At 45.5% G+C, this 16,561-nt stretch carries 18 protein-coding genes and 2 pseudogenes; 1 reads left to right on the top strand and 19 read right to left on the bottom strand.

Annotated features, from left to right (window positions below; genetic code table 11):
• Window positions 1–11: 11 nt before the first annotated feature.
• Both DFP98_RS17030 and DFP98_RS17025 read right to left on the bottom strand, forming a co-directional pair.
• On the bottom strand, window positions 12–674 hold the full coding sequence (locus DFP98_RS17030) for a class I SAM-dependent methyltransferase (RefSeq protein ID WP_116061813.1): 663 nt from the start codon (window positions 672–674) through the stop codon (window positions 12–14).
• A 275-nt stretch (window positions 675–949) separates the two neighbouring features.
• Window positions 950–1,663 carry a cytochrome c biogenesis CcdA family protein gene (locus DFP98_RS17025; RefSeq protein ID WP_116061812.1) on the bottom strand — a complete coding sequence of 238 codons (714 nt, stop codon included), beginning with the start codon at window positions 1,661–1,663 and terminating at the stop codon, window positions 950–952.
• A gap of 115 nt (window positions 1,664–1,778) precedes the next feature.
• Here DFP98_RS17025 and DFP98_RS17020 point away from each other — a divergent pair, with 115 nt between their 5' ends.
• Window positions 1,779–2,603 (top strand): C39 family peptidase, encoded by an 825-nt coding sequence (locus tag DFP98_RS17020; protein ID WP_116061811.1) that lies wholly within the window; start codon window positions 1,779–1,781, stop codon window positions 2,601–2,603.
• A gap of 431 nt (window positions 2,604–3,034) precedes the next feature.
• Here DFP98_RS17020 and lspA read toward each other — a convergent pair whose 3' ends face one another.
• The 17 genes and pseudogenes from lspA to DFP98_RS16930 form a co-directional block, all read right to left on the bottom strand.
• Window positions 3,035–3,511, bottom strand: coding sequence for a signal peptidase II (gene lspA / locus DFP98_RS17010; RefSeq protein ID WP_116061810.1), 477 nt, complete (start codon window positions 3,509–3,511; stop codon window positions 3,035–3,037).
• A gap of 76 nt (window positions 3,512–3,587) precedes the next feature.
• A complete protein-coding gene (locus tag DFP98_RS17005) occupies window positions 3,588–5,978 on the bottom strand; it encodes a heavy metal translocating P-type ATPase (protein WP_116061809.1) in 2,391 nt (796 codons plus the stop codon).
• Window positions 5,971–6,339 carry an ArsR/SmtB family transcription factor gene (locus DFP98_RS17000; protein ID WP_116061808.1) on the bottom strand — a complete coding sequence of 123 codons (369 nt, stop codon included), beginning with the start codon at window positions 6,337–6,339 and terminating at the stop codon, window positions 5,971–5,973. The genes DFP98_RS17005 and DFP98_RS17000 overlap by 8 nt, the downstream gene beginning before the upstream one ends.
• 75 nt (window positions 6,340–6,414) lie before the next feature.
• A complete protein-coding gene (gene lpdA / locus DFP98_RS16995; protein ID WP_116061807.1) occupies window positions 6,415–7,824 on the bottom strand; it encodes a dihydrolipoyl dehydrogenase in 1,410 nt (469 codons plus the stop codon).
• A gap of 40 nt (window positions 7,825–7,864) precedes the next feature.
• Window positions 7,865–8,503, bottom strand: coding sequence for a CadD family cadmium resistance transporter (locus tag DFP98_RS16990; RefSeq protein ID WP_116061806.1), 639 nt, complete (start codon window positions 8,501–8,503; stop codon window positions 7,865–7,867).
• A gap of 83 nt (window positions 8,504–8,586) precedes the next feature.
• Entirely contained in the window at window positions 8,587–8,769 is a 183-nt protein-coding gene (locus DFP98_RS16985) for an alpha/beta fold hydrolase (protein ID WP_147310215.1), read from the bottom strand.
• 8 nt (window positions 8,770–8,777) lie between these two features.
• The gene (locus tag DFP98_RS40245; RefSeq protein ID WP_116061804.1) at window positions 8,778–9,371 is read right to left on the bottom strand and encodes an alpha/beta hydrolase; all 594 of its coding nucleotides are present in this window, start codon (window positions 9,369–9,371) and stop codon (window positions 8,778–8,780) included.
• A gap of 358 nt (window positions 9,372–9,729) precedes the next feature.
• A pseudogene (locus DFP98_RS16975) lies at window positions 9,730–10,542 on the bottom strand (arsenite methyltransferase).
• Window positions 10,543–10,576: 34 nt separating this feature from the next.
• Complete coding sequence (locus DFP98_RS16970) at window positions 10,577–11,557, bottom strand: flavin-containing monooxygenase (RefSeq protein ID WP_116061803.1); 981 nt, start codon at window positions 11,555–11,557, stop codon at window positions 10,577–10,579.
• A 50-nt stretch (window positions 11,558–11,607) separates the two neighbouring features.
• Window positions 11,608–12,057: a MarR family winged helix-turn-helix transcriptional regulator gene (locus DFP98_RS16965; protein ID WP_116061802.1), complete on the bottom strand. Its 450-nt coding sequence runs from the start codon at window positions 12,055–12,057 to the stop codon at window positions 11,608–11,610.
• A 102-nt stretch (window positions 12,058–12,159) separates the two neighbouring features.
• On the bottom strand, window positions 12,160–12,603 hold the full coding sequence (locus DFP98_RS16960; RefSeq protein ID WP_116061801.1) for a protein-tyrosine phosphatase family protein: 444 nt from the start codon (window positions 12,601–12,603) through the stop codon (window positions 12,160–12,162).
• Between the two features lie 3 nt (window positions 12,604–12,606).
• Window positions 12,607–13,077, bottom strand: a complete 471-nt coding sequence (locus DFP98_RS16955; protein ID WP_116061962.1) for an ArsI/CadI family heavy metal resistance metalloenzyme — start codon at window positions 13,075–13,077, stop codon at window positions 12,607–12,609.
• A gap of 10 nt (window positions 13,078–13,087) precedes the next feature.
• Window positions 13,088–13,513: an arsenate reductase (thioredoxin) gene (gene arsC, locus DFP98_RS16950; protein WP_116061800.1), complete on the bottom strand. Its 426-nt coding sequence runs from the start codon at window positions 13,511–13,513 to the stop codon at window positions 13,088–13,090.
• A gap of 32 nt (window positions 13,514–13,545) precedes the next feature.
• On the bottom strand, window positions 13,546–14,958 hold the full coding sequence (locus tag DFP98_RS16945; protein WP_116061799.1) for an arsenic transporter: 1,413 nt from the start codon (window positions 14,956–14,958) through the stop codon (window positions 13,546–13,548).
• A 15-nt stretch (window positions 14,959–14,973) separates the two neighbouring features.
• A complete protein-coding gene (locus tag DFP98_RS16940; RefSeq protein WP_028598744.1) occupies window positions 14,974–15,285 on the bottom strand; it encodes an ArsR/SmtB family transcription factor in 312 nt (103 codons plus the stop codon).
• A gap of 262 nt (window positions 15,286–15,547) precedes the next feature.
• Window positions 15,548–15,817, bottom strand: a pseudogene (locus DFP98_RS16935) (mercury(II) reductase); the annotation flags it as partial.
• Window positions 15,818–16,022: 205 nt separating this feature from the next.
• Complete coding sequence (locus tag DFP98_RS16930) at window positions 16,023–16,223, bottom strand: integrase core domain-containing protein (protein ID WP_116061798.1); 201 nt, start codon at window positions 16,221–16,223, stop codon at window positions 16,023–16,025.
• Between the last annotated feature and the right edge of the window lie 338 nt (window positions 16,224–16,561).

The raw sequence follows: 16,561 nt of genomic DNA, 5'->3' as shown, positions 1-16,561 counted from the left end.
GTTAATTACCATCATTTAATTTTTTTCGCTTTGTATAAGGAAAGGGTTCCGTATAATGTCATAAACCGATCAGTCTCTTTTGTCTCAACAAACCCGGCCTTATCAATAACTTGTGGTATGAGGCCGTTTACGTTATCTGATGTCGTCTTAAAACCATCGAGTATTTGGATTGAAAGGAACGCAATGCGCATGAGCCAATTTTGAGCCTTTCCCCAATCCGCTATGTGAAGTTCACCTTGAGGTTTAAGTATCCGGAAAGCTTCATTCAATGTTCGGAGTTTATTTTCAAAAGTCAAATGATGAAACATAAGACTTGTGACAACACGATCGAAAGAATGATCAGGGTAGGGTAGTTCAAACGACATCCCTTGATGAAACATAATGTCTATTCCCATATTTTCGGCTTTTTTCTCCGCAGCTCGAAGAACTTTCGGATCAATATCTAGTCCGGTGACCTCTGCTTTCGGGTAAGCTTGTTTTAAAAGAAGAGTTAATGTACCAGTCCCGCATCCTAGGTCTAGCACTCGCTGCCCTGGGCCAACTTGAATTTGCCTAACTAGTTTGTTCTTGAAGGTAGACTCCCTCATTGTCCAGCGTAGTATCGGATCATAAAATGATGTTAGCCAGTGAAATCGTAGGGCTGGAATAAAATCTCTATCGGTTCCTTTACTCATCTTTCACCTTCAATCCGGCCATATGGCCATGAGTTTAAGCTTGATTTTTACGAAGTAAGATTTTTAGATAAGATTGGACTTTCGTTGATGTTGAGGTCCAAGGAATAACCTTCTTATTGTCACTTGATGGCCAACATATCTTCACGGCAAGTCGGAGAAAATATCCAATAAAAGGATGATAACCATTTTTCCCTTATTATCGACAAACTATGGACTTACCCTTTGAGATCGACTAAAGCTGCGCTTTCCCCCCTTTGCTCACCGTCCTTTCATCTTCAAAAACCGGTAAATCCTCCATACAAACGAATCAGCCAAATCGTAATCTGTGTCATCTGATCGGTGTACAACAAAATCCCTACCACAACCATTAAACATCCTCCTACTTTCATCATTTTATTGGAATATTTCATGATCCACTTCATTTTCCCGATAAAAAACGCCATGATGAAAAAGGGAAGTCCAAATCCCAGTGTATAAGCGAAAACATAAAACAGCGCCTGATCTGGATTCGTGACACCCAGCGCGAAAATTGCGGACAAGATAGGACCTACGCAAGGCGTCCACCCGGCCGCGTACGTAATACCCACCAATGTCGAACCCAAATAACCGGAGGGTTTCATTTTCCATTCAAAGCGTTTTTCTCGCATAAATAGTCGGGGCTTAAACACCTCAAGCATAACGAGTCCCATCACGATAATGAGAATCGCTCCCAACTGACGGATTAAATCACGATTGTTAGCAAACAAATCCCCTACTAAGCTTGCTGATAATCCTAAAGCAAAAAAAATAATGGAGAATCCCAGGATGAAAAACAAGGTATGAAGTAGGGCTTGATGCTGAAATAGACTCTTCCGTTCGTTTAAATCTTTGGTAGAAACGCCCGTAATATACGAAATATAGGACGGGTACAACGGAAGACAGCATGGGGAGATAAAAGATAAAAAGCCGGCACCAAAGGCCAACCAAATTGTGATATTTTCAGGGTTCAAAAACACGCCTCCTTATCCCATTGAAAACTAATATTTCAATCTTTCTACTAAACATGCTACGATAGGCAACAAAACCAACTTAAATCAACTAGAATAGAGGGACTGGACTGTCGCCATGCGCAGAACATTGATCTTGTTATCGAAATCTTTAAAAATATCATTTGCTTGCTCGATCATTGTCACGCTTATCTTCATAAATTGGATCTTAGGCAATCTTTTGTACGAAAAAGCGACAGGGAAGCCGCTTGTAATCTGGCGTGCACAGTCGGAACCGTTAGTGCTTCCTGAACCAAATAGCACCCCAATGCAAGATGTCTCGCCTTTGCCCCAAAAAAGCGCTGTAAAGCTCGATGCGCCTTTGATAAAACAATTGCCGGAGTTGTATAACGGTTGCGAAATTACCAGTCTGGCGATGTTGCTTCAGTTCCATGGCATCGATAAGAATAAGATGGAACTCATAGGCGAAATGAAAAAAGATCCAACCCCAATGAAAACAGATGGCAATGGCAACATTACTTATTGGGGAAACCTGAATCTAGGTTTTGTCGGTGACGTCACAGGCAACGAAAAAGGATATAGCATCTATCACTCGGCTTTATTCGACGTGTTAAAAAACTATATTCCAAGCGCTGTCGATATAACTAATCATTCGTTTGATACACTCGAACAACAGATAGCGCAGGGAGTACCTGTTATTGCATGGACAACCACAGCATATGTAGAACCCACACAATGGGTCGTCTGGGATTCGCCGAATGGACCCATTCGTGCCACGTTCTCCGTGCATAGCGTACTTTTGGTCGGATACGATCAGCACTACGTCTATGTCAATGATCCCTTATCCGGCGTGAAAGGGAAGCAGGTGAATAAGCAGCAGTTTATCAGAAGTTGGGAAGCGCTAGGAAAACAAGCGCTTTCCTACAGGCCAGCCAATATGTAAAAATAGCATGTTCATGATTTAATGCAGGGATGGAGCCATCCAATTGGTGCCCCATTGAAGCAGAAAAAATAACAGAATACACCTATAAAGAAAAACAGAGCCGCGTGGTGATCCCCTGATGCATTAACCACAGGCCGCAAATCGGTGGGGGCAACATTTAAAAACACCCCCTGCCGAGAAAGCAATCGCTACGGCAACCATTTGTTCCCCAGGCAAATAAAAGTCGGCGAGCATAAATGCCGTCAGTGCACCCGCCAATGTAGAGATTCCTAATAAAAATGCTGAGATTCCGGAATAAAATCAAAAATGGCGATAAGGCCGCTACGCGACCAATCCGTTTTAACACAAAAACGAGGCCGCCGATCACACATTGGCGGCCGCCGCCAGACATACATAAAGCAGACTATCCCAATTCAGCACAATCACCCCAATTACTCCGGCAAGCTCTGACTCGATGCCTTATCCGCTCTGGACGCCCGGAGCGTATCGATCATGATCATAATAACCCCTGCCGTGATAAAGACATCCGCCATGTTAAACACCGGATAATTTATAAATGTTAACTCAAGCATATCTACGACTTCTCCATGCAGAGCGCGATCGACAAAATTACCCAGCGCCCCTCCAAAAATCAAGACTAATGCATAAGAGAGGAATTTTTGCCCGCGACAAATTTTTCGCAAGTACATGATAATACCAATAAGCACGATGGCAGTCACTAAGATAAAAAACAGCCTCTGGTTTTGCAAGATCCCAAACGCGGCACCCCGATTTCGAATAGATGTCAGTTGAATAAAACCCGGAATAAGCGGTATCTTTTGACCGATATCCATATAAGTCGCAACACTCCATTTGATTAATTGATCAACAGTAAAGGCGATAACTGCCACAACATAGTAACGAAGCACAACACACTTCCTTTCAAAGTAAAGAGTCAGGGGTATCCCCCTAACTCAATATGAATGTTCTGTTCTAGCCTTTTCCTTATTCTTTGACTCTCATCAGTCGCAGACCGTTTAACGCAACCAGGAGCGTTGCCCCCATATCGGAGAGGATAGCAATCCAAAGCGTTAACCAACCTGGGATGACGAGCAGTAAAGCAATCAATTTAATGGCCAGCGCAAAGGTAATGTTCTGCTTGATGATATTTAAAGCTTTGCGGCTTAACTTTATCGCAAATGGAAGTTTTCTTAAATCATCTCCCATTAAAGCAACGTCAGCCGTTTCCAGTGCGGTATCGGTACCGGCACCGCCCATGGCAATACCAACGGTAGAAGCTGCGAGTGCTGGCGCATCATTGACACCATCACCAACCATCGCTACGTTTCCGTAATCGGCTCTGAGCTGTTTAATAAAGTCTAATTTATCCTGCGGCATTAGTTCGGCCTGTACATCCGAAACACCAACATGCCCGGCAATCGCATTTGCGGTACCTTTGTTATCACCGGTAAGCATGATGGTCTTTTTGATCCCAAGCTGATGTAGCTTTTGAATAATGTCCTTACTGAATTCACGAACTTCGTCAGCTACCGCAATAACCGCGAGAATTTCTTTGTCTGTTCCGACGACCATAGCCGTTTTGCCTTGGTTTTGCAGTGTGGTAACCAGTTGCTCCTGTTCGTTACTAAAATGAGCAGTAGCTATTTCTTTAAAGAGTTTAGGATTACCAATATAATAGCTTGTTCCGTTTACCGTACCCATAATTCCTTTGCCGGTAATGGAAGAAAAATCATCAACCATAACGTTAGAATAAGAAATATTCGCTTCTTCTGCTTTTCTCATGATGGCCGAAGCAAGCGGATGCTGGGAACGATACTCTAAAGCTGTGATGATCGACAACAACTCGGTTTCATTTGTCTTCTTGTTAAATATGTTGAAATCCGTTACAACCGGGACCCCTTTTGTGAGCGTACCGGTTTTATCAAATGCAATGGCCTTCAAGGCACCCATTTCTTCGAGGTAAATACCGCCTTTGACAAGAACGCCATTTTTCGCTGCATTTCCGATTGCAGATACAATGGAGATAGGAGTCGAAATCACAAGTGCGCAAGGACAACCAACCACAAGAACTGATAACCCTTGATAAACCCAGGTGGCCCAACTTCCATCAAAGAAAAGTGGCGGAATTATAGCGACTAAACCAGCAACAACCATAATGATCGGCGTGTAGTATTTCGCAAACTTATCGACAAAGGCTTGGGATGGCGCACGTTCGCCCTGGGCTTCTTCAACCAGGTGTATGATCTTCGCGATGGTCGTATCATCGACCAACTTGGTAACTTTGATTTCAAGCAAGCCTTCTTCATTTAATGTCCCGGCAAAAACCTCATCATCCACCGTTTTGCCAACGGGAACGGACTCACCGGTAATAGCTGCCTGATTGACGGCAGAATTGCCGCTGATCACCACACCGTCCATGGCAATCTTTTGACCGGGTTTCACGATCATGATATCCCCAACGGCAATATCATCCACATGTACCATCATTTCTTGCCCATTCCGTCTAATGAGTGCTTCTTTGGGTGCAATGTCCATTAATGAACGTATGGATTGCCTTGCCCGGTCCATGGAAAACCGTTCTAACGCTTCACTGACCGCAAAGAGGATAACAACAATCGCACCTTCGGCCCATTCCCCTATGATCGCGGCTCCGACTATGGCAACGGTCATGAGCGTCTTCATGTCAAATTCAAACCGAAGTAAGTTTTGGAAACCAACTTTAAAGAGCGAGAACCCCCCGATCACAATAGAAGCAGCAAATAGCAGAGAAGTGATGAGGTTTTCTTCCCCATTTACAGATTGAGAAAGATAGCCGAACACCATCAATAAGACGGCGTTCAACAAAGTGCTGTGTTTCTTATAGAACGGTTCTTTTGCTTCTTTGATGCCCGCTTGTTTCGCTTCCCGTACAGGTTTTTCCGGAGTCACTTTCAGATTTTCAAAAGCACCGGCTTTCTCCAGTTCTTCAATTGTGGTATCGCCATAAACAGCAATTTTCGAAGCCCCAAAATTCACTTTCGCATCCCGAACTCCCGGAATCTGCTTCACATTATTTTCAAACTTCCCGGCACAGTTCCCGCATGTAAATCCTTGAACGTTGAATACGTTTTTTTCATCGTTCATTGCCGGCTTTGCCACCCGCACTGGTTTTTCGGGGATGACTTTAAGATTTTCAAATGCACCGGCTTTCTCCAGTTCCTCTACTGTGGTATCACCGAAAACGGCAATTTTTGAAGCGCCAAAGTTCACTTTTGCATCTTGAACGCCAGGCAGTTGCTTTACATTATTCTCAAATTTCCCGGCACAATTCGCGCAAGTGAATCCTTCAACGCGGTATACATTTTTGTTCTCTAAGGGTTCAGCCACTTTACTCAACGCCAACAACCTCCTTTTGATGCTCAATGGCGAGCCTTATCATTTGTTTCAATTGCACATCTTCCAAGGAATAAAAGACGAGCTTCCCTTCTTTTCGATACTTGGCAATCCCCATATTCCGCAGCAGCCGTAAATGATGGGAAGCCGTCGCCATGGTGGACCCGATAATATTGGCCACATCGCAGACGCATAACTCGTCTTCATCGCACAGTGCATAGGCAACCTTTAGCCGTGTATGGTCGGCAAGCACTTTAAATATTTGCGCCATATCCTGAAAATCATTTTTGTTTATTTTTTCCCGGACCCGATTGACCTTATCCTCGTCATAACAAAAGATCTCGCATGTATCTTGATTCTTCATCTAATCACCTCAATCTAATATACATTTGATTATTATATTATTCTCATGCCATAGTTTTGTCAAAGGAAAAAGCAACTAAATATGAATGGGATAGCCGAGGGCAACTTCTGCAGCTTCAGCCGACAACTCCCCAAGTGTAGGATGCGCATGAATGGTAAGGGCTAGATCTTCCATTGTCGTTCCCATTTCAATCGCAAGGGCAATTTCCGGAATCAAGTCAGACGCATTTGTGCCGACGATTTGCCCGCCAAGGATCAAACCTGTTTCCTTATTGCCTACCAGCTTGGCGAATCCCTCGGACGCACTCAAAGAGAGAGCACGTGCGTTTGCCGCAAACGGAAACTTGCCAACCATGATGTCGTATCCCTTCTCCTTGGCTTCAGGTTCGCTAAGTCCTACGGAGGCAATTTCCGGATCGGAAAACACAACCGCCGGAATCGCTTGATAGTCGAAGGCGCTTGGCTGGCCAGCTATTGCTTCGGCAACCACTTTTCCTTCGTATGAGGCTTTATGCGCCAGTGCAGGGCCAGGGATGATATCACCAATCGCATAAATGTGAGGAATAGATGTTCGCCCTTGTTGATCGACTTCAACCAGTCCCCTGTCGCCAATTTTTACTCCAATACGGTCAAGACCGAGTTCGCCATCGGTATTGGGACGGCGTCCTACTGTCACAAGAACGTAATCGGCCGTCACTTGTTGTTCTGCCTGATCCACCGTAAAGGTAACCGCGATTTCATCAGTCGATTGTTGTGCGGATTGAGACATGGCGTTCGTGTACACCGTAACACCAAGGGAATCAAGATTTTTTCGCACAATACGGCTAATTTCACTCTCGAATCCGGGCAGAATCGACGGTGAACCTTCCAAAATGGTCACTTTGGTGCCGAACTTAGCGTACATTTGACCCAGTTCGATGCCGATATAGCCGCCGCCGATGACGACCATTCGTTTAGGGATTTCAGTAAGGCTCAGTGCCTCGGTGGAGGACAAAATTCGGTTCCCATACGGGAATGCTTTTAATTCAATTGGACGCGATCCGACTGCAACAATACAGTGGTCAAATTGGTATCGGAGCGATTCTTGTTCATTATAAACACGCGCTTCCTGTTCATTAATGAATAGTGCTTCTCCTTTAAATACGGTGATCTTATTTTTCTTCATCAGCGAATGGATGCCGGACTTAAGACGGTTTACAACCTCCGACTGCTTCCAGTGCTGAATTTGGGCAAAATCAATCTCCACATCAGTTGCTTTTAAGCCGGAGATACCGGGATTTCGCATGTGTTCATACCGGTGAGCGGCGGAGATCAGTGCTTTAGACGGAATACATCCGCAGTTGAGACATACGCCGCCAAGTTCTGACTTTTCAACGAGTAGCACTTTTTTGCCAAGTTGCGCGGCTCTTATCGCCGCAACATATCCCCCTGAACCACCGCCAATGACCAATAACTCAATGTGCTGACTTGCATCCCCTACTACCATTGTGTTTCCCTCCAGTTCGTGATTTCTACTTTCATTAACGTTACCCAAACAGCTTCATGAGATAGGCAAATGAATCACCATGCAGCATGATCGAAATACCTAATCCGATAAACACGAGTGGAACAATGACACTTCCGTACTTTTGCAGAATCCTTAGAATGGCCGGGAAGCTTGCCAGCCGATACGCAAGGAAACACCATACCGCGACCATCAAAAGGAACACAATCGCGATGTATAAAAGTGACGCGTTCCCCTGGGTCGTAAAATACGGGATGTATATGCCCAGGTTATCCCCGCCGTTGGCAAAGGTAATCGCAGCGACCTTACCGGTGAGTGGTCCAAACAAACGGTTCTTTGAAGGTTGTGACTTTAGATCGCCCAATTTCTCAAGCGCTTCTTCCGCCTCATCTTCTTCCTCCTTTTTAAGGAACATTCGGATACCGAGATAAATGGGTATCAACCCAAGAAAACCAGCCCACTCGGACGGCAAAAATGTAAAGCCAAAAGCCCCCAGTAAACTTAGTACAACCAGCAATCCGAACCCAAGATATTGCCCTAGAACAACTTGTGCGTGCCGCGCTTTCTCGATCTGTGCGAAAAAGATCATCAGCACAAAAATGTCGTCAATGTTTGTCACGATGAACGTACCAATAGCGGAAAAAATTAATGTGAGTGACATGGTGATTTACTCCATCCATTTGTATATTTTTAATCTATATGTTCTTATATCCAAATAACTGTTTGATTAAACAATAGACTTTATTAAAGCTTTAATGCGGTTAGCCATTCAATCATTCGATGTGCTACACGCTGCCATTCAGCCTCTAACATCATATCGTGCGCCATGTTCGGGAAAATCTCCGGATTTGTACCGTACGCGCGAGCTGTTTGTTCAAGCTCATGGCTGTCAATGAGGAAGTCGTTTGCTGCGCCAAGCACCAGCAAGGGGGTCTTCACCTTCTCCGTCTGAACCGGGAATCATGCCATGTCCATAAAGGCCTGTAGTGACTCATCTTGCAAGGAGCTGACGTACCGCCTGACCTGTTCTTGGGGCATGTTTGATGAAAAGAATGCCTGAACCGCTCCGGTTTCGTTATATAGAGATTCACTCGTCCTGTGATCAATGACTTCATCATCTTGCCAGGATTGCGAACCGCGGTTTTCACAGTGTTTTTCCGCGTGCCACCCGGTGGTGCCGAAGCGAGCAGAACGCCAGCTGGGGCCGAATGGTTCTCCAAATACTTTTGAATTACAAAACCGCCCATGGAATGGCCCACTAGGATTGGTGGTTTGTTTAATGTGTAGGCGGCCTGCAAAACGTCCTCAACGTAGTGGCTAATCCGGTACTGTCGCAATCTTTCTCGCCCGGCGTTGTGGCCATGTCCTCGCCAGTTGAGGGCGCGAACCTCATACCCTTGGTTAGCGAAGTAGGGAAGAAAGTATTCCTCCCAAGCCCAAGAGCCATGAAAAGCACCGTGGATAAACAGGATTGGGTTTGGTCGACTTTTGGTTGAAGGGGAAAGTGAAACAAGATCACAAGTTGCCATAGTGTGTGCCTCCAGTATGTATCATTGCTTATGTTGTTTGTTGCTCGGGGTCTTTTTAGTAATTAGGCACCCCTAACAATCTAACAATCGTTTGATTATGAGATTATTATACTTCCGACTCCCTTAACAGTCAAATGATTATTTGAATGTTTTAATTAGAAATGAAAAAACATCCCGCCCTTATCCAGGTGGGGCTGAATTTTGCAAAGGATCGCCGCCGTTCAAAACAAAACTGTCCGTTAGCGTAACCCCCGATCCAGCCCGGCCGTGAGATCCGGACGATAAGGCGAACAATAACAAAAGCTCCTGCAGCTGCAGGAGCTTTTTTATGGTCATTGCCAGTTTGTCTACTGTGCGATTAGGGTTTAACGGCTTTGATCACGGTCGAAACAATGTAATTTTCAACGTTAGATCCCGGTACCCAATCTTTAATAAATGCCTTCGATTCATCCTTCGGCTCTACCACCACATCCGTAAATCCGCTTTGGGTTAGCATGGCTTTGACTTCATCAACGGAGGAAGCTCCTGAAATACATCCCGAATACATCACATCCAGGTCGTTTTTGATTTCTGCAGGCAGTTCCGCGGTCGTGACAATATCCGAAATGGCCAAACGGCCGCCGGAGCGCAGCACCCGGAACGCTTCGTCGAACACTTACTGCTTGGCCGGGGAAAGATTGATCACGCAGTTCGAGATAATGACGTCCACCGTTTGGTCGGAAATAGGCAAATGTTCAATTTCCCCTAAACGGAAATCGGTGTTCGTAAAGCCGCCTTTGGTGGCATTAGTGCGGGCGCGGCTTACCATTTCCGGCGTCATGTCTACGCCAATCACGCGACCGGCTTCTCCGACTTGACGCGAGGCCAGGAAACAGTCAAAACCGCCGCCGCTGCCAAGGTCGAGCACGACTTCCCCCTGCTTTAGTTCGGCAATCGCTTGTGGATTGCCACAGCCAAGACCAAGATTTGCCCCGTCCGGAACAGCGGTTAATTCTTCGCTCGAATAACCAAGTTTGGCAGACACATCCGCGTAATCCACCGGCGAATCACAGCAGCCGGAGCTTGCGGAAGTTGGCGCACAGCACGAGCTATCCTCTACCGGCTGCAAAGCAATTTCTTTGTAACGGCTGCGAACATTTTGACGAATTTGATCATTACTTACTTGATTCATGAACAATCACTCCCTTAGGTTAATTTTTATATAATCAACAGCAGCCAGTAGCGCAGCAAGCCGTTGGTGTCGCCATCGTGATTTGCCGCCGCCGAAAGAATCTTCCCGATTGCTTTTGCGTGGCATCGGACCATTGCCAAGCTTCCCTAGCGGATCGTTCAATATCGTCTTCTTCTGTCTCATGAGCGTTTCCGTAACGTACCAATTGAGATTCATAGGGGACGCCACCCTCATAAAAGGACGTAAACATCGGTTGTTGATCCGGCTTCCCTGCGGCCAGTCGTTCCTTGTATTGGCCCAAGTCAATGACCGAAGGTGAACTCGGTGCAGTTTTGCCCAATCGCCAAAAGGGAAAGGTGTCTATACCCGTCACTTTGATCCAAAAATGAAGATCCTGCCCCCACACTTTTTGCTTCATAAGCTGAACAGGCCGTAGTACAGCTAACGACGTCTTGCTTACCTCGGCCAGCTCGACGGCGATCTGAACGGCCGAATTGCCACGCCCGACCACCACCACTCTTTGATTGATAAAAGGCTCCGGAGCCCGGTATGCGGAGGAATGAAGGATATGGCCTTGAAAAGCCTCCTGCCCCGTTATAGCTGGCGTAAATGGATTGTGAAATGATCCGGTCGCATTAATGATCGTTCGGGACCGAAACGTATCCCCTGCCATCGTGGTAATCGTGAACCCCTCTCCGTCCTTTGTTATGGAGTCCACACGCTGATTGGTCATGACCGGCAGCTGAAACGTTCTGCTGTAATCCTGCAAATAGCGAATAACTTCATCTCGATGTGGATACCGGTTCGGCTCGCTTGGGAACTTCATGCCCGGTAACGAGGAAAAGCGTGCTGGAGAAAATAATTTAAGACTGTCGTAGTAGCGCGGCCAGGAACCGCCAACTTGGTCACTTGCTTCTAAAATCAAAAATTGAAGTCCCTGCTTACGTAGATGATAACCGGAAGCAAGACCCGCCTGCCCCCCTCCGATAACAATCGTATCTAATACCTTATTCATCCCAATGCCCTCCGATTTATTTGCAATTTACAAGTATTAGAGAAAAGAAATCACCCCAATGGGGTCGTGCAGCATTGGCTGGATTTCGACATCGCTTCATTCAAGAGCTTTATGGAGCGAATGACCGTTTCTTTTTCAAAATCGTTCATATGAGAGAACACTTCAGCTAAATAAGCATTCATTTGCTGGTCAATCGTCGTGGCCACGTATTTACCTTCTATCGTGAGCGAAAGGACATACACCCTGCGGTCGTCCGGATCGGGCGATTTCTTCACTAAATTCATTTTGATTAACGATTGGATTTGTCGGCTAAAGGTCGTAATATCAGTACCTAACGCTTCGGCTATCTGCTGAATGGACGGTTTATGCTGACGATCAATTTCGTAAAGAATATGACTTTGCACCAAAGAAATATCGCAACCACCGGCAGAACAGCAATTTTTATTGAGAAACCCAAAACGGCGTGTCATGATTTGAAATAGTTCGCGAGCATTTTCCACTGTGGTTTCACCTCATGTCTTAGTTATACACGAATCATTTGCATTTTGCAAATGTTTAATCACAAAAAGAAAACCACTCGCCCTGAGTGGTTTCTTGCGTACTTATTTACCGGGATATAATTTGTTCAGGGATTCTCTCTGTGATGGCTTAATATCAATGACGCTGCGAATGCTCTTTGCCTTGGCCTCGGCTTCGTCGAGCGTATCACTTAAGCCCAAAGCAAGTAAGGTGCCAGCGGCTACCGTACCGGTCCTGCCTTTTCCTCCACCACAATGAAAAGCAACTTTCTTGTTTTGCTGGTAAGCTTCGGTGACGGCCTGGATCGCTTGTTCAAAAGCTTTTTCTTGCGGCACAGCAGAGTTGTCCGCTAACGGAATTTGGATCCATTTCGCATTTGCTGCTGGATACGCACATTCCGTCGCTTCTCCGCGCAGATCCACGATCACGTCGATACCTTCATTGATCACCATCGATTCAACGTCAGCAGCCGCGCCCATGAAAATTTTATCCGGAATCAAAGCATGATAGTTTTTTTCAGACGACATGGACTACACTCCTTTTTTAAATGATCCAAATTCAATTGCAACCGGCGCTGATGGCGGAGCGCAGCACAAGGATAAATCCTTGGTTTCTCCGGCCGATTCAAATTCAGAATCTTCTTTGGTGTAGAAAATCTCCCAAGCGTTGCCGTCTGGATCATACACCCAAACTTTATCCTGGACCGCATAGCAGCAAGTCGTATTCATTTCGTCAATCAGCAGCAGCCCGCTTTGACGCAACCGCTCGCCCATGGCCAGCACTTCTTCGGTGTCATTGACTTGGAATCCCAAGTGATTCAGCACGCCTTTTTGTTCAAAGGGTCGGACATTGAGCGAAAAATGCAGCGCCGGATCTTCCAGTTCAAATTTAGCGTAATTATCTTTAATCTTACTCGGTTCTGTTCCAAAAAAAGCACGATAAAAATCAAGGGACTTGTTAAGATCCGTACAGTTTAAAGCGACGTGCATTCTTTTGATCATCGAATCCACCTCATTTCCCTTCTTTGACGAACTTTTCAATCCGGCTCTTAATCGAATCGCGAACGCTGCGGAACTGATTCATGATTTCTTCTTCCGTTCCGGTTGCTTTTGCCGGGTCATCAAATCCCCAATGCCATTTGGTGACGTTCTTGTTGGAGATCACCGGGCAATGCTCGTCGGCGTGACCGCACAGGGTAATGACATAATCGGCACGATTCAAAATTTCCGGATCGATCACATTGGATGTATTTTTGCTAATATCCACACCAGCTTCGTTCATGACTTGAACCGCACGCGGATTCAGTCCATGTGCTTCAAGCCCTGCACTTTTCACTTCGTATTTGTCGCTGCCAAGAGCGTTTAAAAATCCATCCGCGATTTGGCTTCTGCAGGAATTACCGGTGCACAAAAAGTAAATCAGAGGTTTTTTCTCCATGGTAATAAATCTCCTTTTTTTATATGAATTCGTTAAGCGCCTTGATGCCCTCTTTTGGTTTGTTTGCTTGCCAATATGCTTTTAATGATCATCGCAACAACAACGAGTACAACGACAAGCGCCACAATACATACCCATACATTCACGTTCCATGTTTGGATGACATAGAGCCATAAGTAAAGACCTATGAGGGTAAACAACAACGTTGGAACGGTTAAAATAATCCCAATTTTAAAGTAATACCCCCAGCTGATTTTCACATTTTTCGTGGATAACACATGCAGCCAAAGCAGGGTTGCCAGTGAGCCGATCGGCGTAATTTTCGGCCCTAAATCCGAACCGATCACATTGGCATAGATCAGCGCTTCACGAATGAACCCATCGGTTTGAGTGCCTTGGATCGCCAGTGCATCAATCATGACCGTTGGCATGTTGTTCATAATGGACGACAGGATCGCTGCAATAAAACCCATACCTATCGTCGCCGCGAACAGCCCATTGTCTGCGACCGCTTGAATGACCCTGCCTAACGCGTCGGTAAGACCGGCGTTTCGCAAGCCATAAACGACCACATACATCCCAATGGAGAAAATGACAACGGCCCAGGGCGCGCCTTTCACAAGCTTCCATGTATGAATCGCTGGGCTTTTTCTCGCAGCGATCAAAAAGGCAATAGCGGCGATCCCGGCAACAATGGATACAGGGATCGAGAAAAATTCACTGACGAAATATGCAACAAGCAGCGCAGCTAAAATGACCCAAGATAATTTAAACAGCCTCATATCCTTAATCGCTTCACTTGGCTTTTTAAGCTGGGTAAGACTGTAGCTTTTCGGGAGGCTTTTGCGGAAATACAGATACAACACCAGCAGACTCGCGATGATCGAGAAGAAATTCGGAACGATCATACGGCTCGCGTATTCCGCAAAACCGATGTCGAAATAATCGGCAGACACAATGTTCACCAAGTTACTTACAACAAGCGGCAAGGATGCCGTATCGGCAATGAACCCACTCGCCATAATAAACGGCAGGATCATCTTTTCGTCAAACTTAAGCGCCCGAACCATAGCCAGTACAATGGGCGTAATGATCAAGGCCGCGCCATCGTTCGCAAACAGGGCTGCGACCGCCGATCCAAGCAGGATGATAAACACAAACATGAGAATGCCATTTCCACGTGCCAGCCGCGCCATGTGTAACGCCGCCCACTCAAAAAATCCAATTTCATCAAGCACCAATGAGATTAAAATAATGGCCACGAACGCCAAGGTGGCGTTCCACACGATGCCGGTAACGGTACCAACGTCTGCGAAGCTGACCACCCCGAAAAGTAAAGCAAGGATCGCACCAGCACTTGCGGACCAGCCGATATTTAGTCCCTTTGGCTGCCAAATCACAAAGGTTAAGGTAACTAAAAAAATAAGAAATGCAGTAATAGCCATGTAATCCTCCGCTACTCAATCGCAATCATTTTTGATTTGATCGATTTTTTCTTTTAACGATGGAAGGTAGCCCATAATCGCCTGAATATAGGGCTTATCTTCAACATTTAACGAGTAATAAATCCATTGTCCTTTTCGTGTTTCATTCACCAGCCCCGCAGCTTTTAATTTACGCAAATGCTGGCTTGCGTTGGGCTGTGATGTTTCTAGCAGTTCCACAATGTCACAAACACAAAGGGCGCGATCCTTTAATAAGGCCATCATCGTGAGTCGGGTCTTATCCCCAAGCAGTTTTAAATTTTCGGCCATTTCATTGATCTGTTCCATGTCTTTCCTCCCCTCAATTGCTATACGATCTCCTTAAGCCGCTTTGAGTAGTCCCGAAAACAATACATAACGGCTCATCTGCCTATTTTAACCTACATCAATAAATATATACGGATTTACTTATATAATCAATCGATTATTTGTGAACAGTTTGTAAACAGCTAGAAAAAAGGCTACGCATGCCAAAAAAAGCCCTTGCAGATGCGAAGGCTTCTTTGGTTTAGATAAGGGGTGCGGTCAATGAAAAGGGTAATGCGAATATTTATCCAGCACAACAAGACAATTTGGAAACGTCTTTATCGAACGTCAATGCTGCCAGTTTTAATCCTTCCGCCATGGTTAAATACGGCGCAAGGCTATCACGTAAATCCTCAATTGTTAAACCGAATTCTACCGCTAATGTCGCGGCGTAAATGACTTCCCCAGCATTTTCAGCGACAATATGGGCACCTAATAGTTTTAACGACTTGGAATCAGCAACTAACTTAAAAACGCCTGTCGTTTCGCGATTTACAAGCGCTCTAGGCACTGCTATGGTGCTACAAGATGTCAAGACAGTTTTTTTAATATAATCAAGGTGTGAAATGGTTCACAATGTTTGTATAGATCTAAGATTTTAAGATATTGATCTTCGATCTCAGATGGAATAAACAATAAATATTACCAGTAGAGAGCGTTGTCCACAGGTGGAGGGCGTAGCCCAAGCGAAGGCGCGGGAGAAAGGCATCTCTCCTTTGTTATTCACATGTGGATGAAAGCACGACATCGCGGTTATACACAGCAGCCGGCGTATGGTTTTGCAGAGACTGATGAGGCAAGTAGTGATTGTGCAGATGGATGTAGCGTTCCACGCCCTGCCGCGTCTCGCGCGGACTGTTATATTCGTATAAATAGATTTCGTTGTACTTCAGACTGCGCCAGAAGCGCTCAATCACGATGTTGTCCTTGGCGCGTCATTGGACAGACAAAAACTGACAGAGGACAAGAACATATATCCATAATAACTCGCGCCCAGCGCGGTTTTTTTGTTTTATGGATATAACTTCTTGTCTTTTGCACAGGACAAGAAGTTATATCGTTATCGGAAAAGGGACAAGAAGATGTACAGTTGGAACTTCGCGCACGAATTACTGAATTTGAATCTAATCAAGAAAGTTCGGCCTGTCCAGTCAAGTTCATCGAACAGTTGTAACAAACCAGCACAGCCGGCAGAGTGAACGAAGACATGATCAGTCGCTATATGGGAGGGCAACTACGACTTTGGTCGGTAGTTGCC

It is taken from the genome of Cohnella phaseoli, from assembly GCF_003386235.1.
Taxonomy (GTDB): Bacteria; Bacillota; Bacilli; order Paenibacillales; family Paenibacillaceae; genus Cohnella; species Cohnella phaseoli.
Note: the sequence above shows the minus strand (reverse complement) of the source record. Positions and strands in the feature narration are given on the sequence as shown.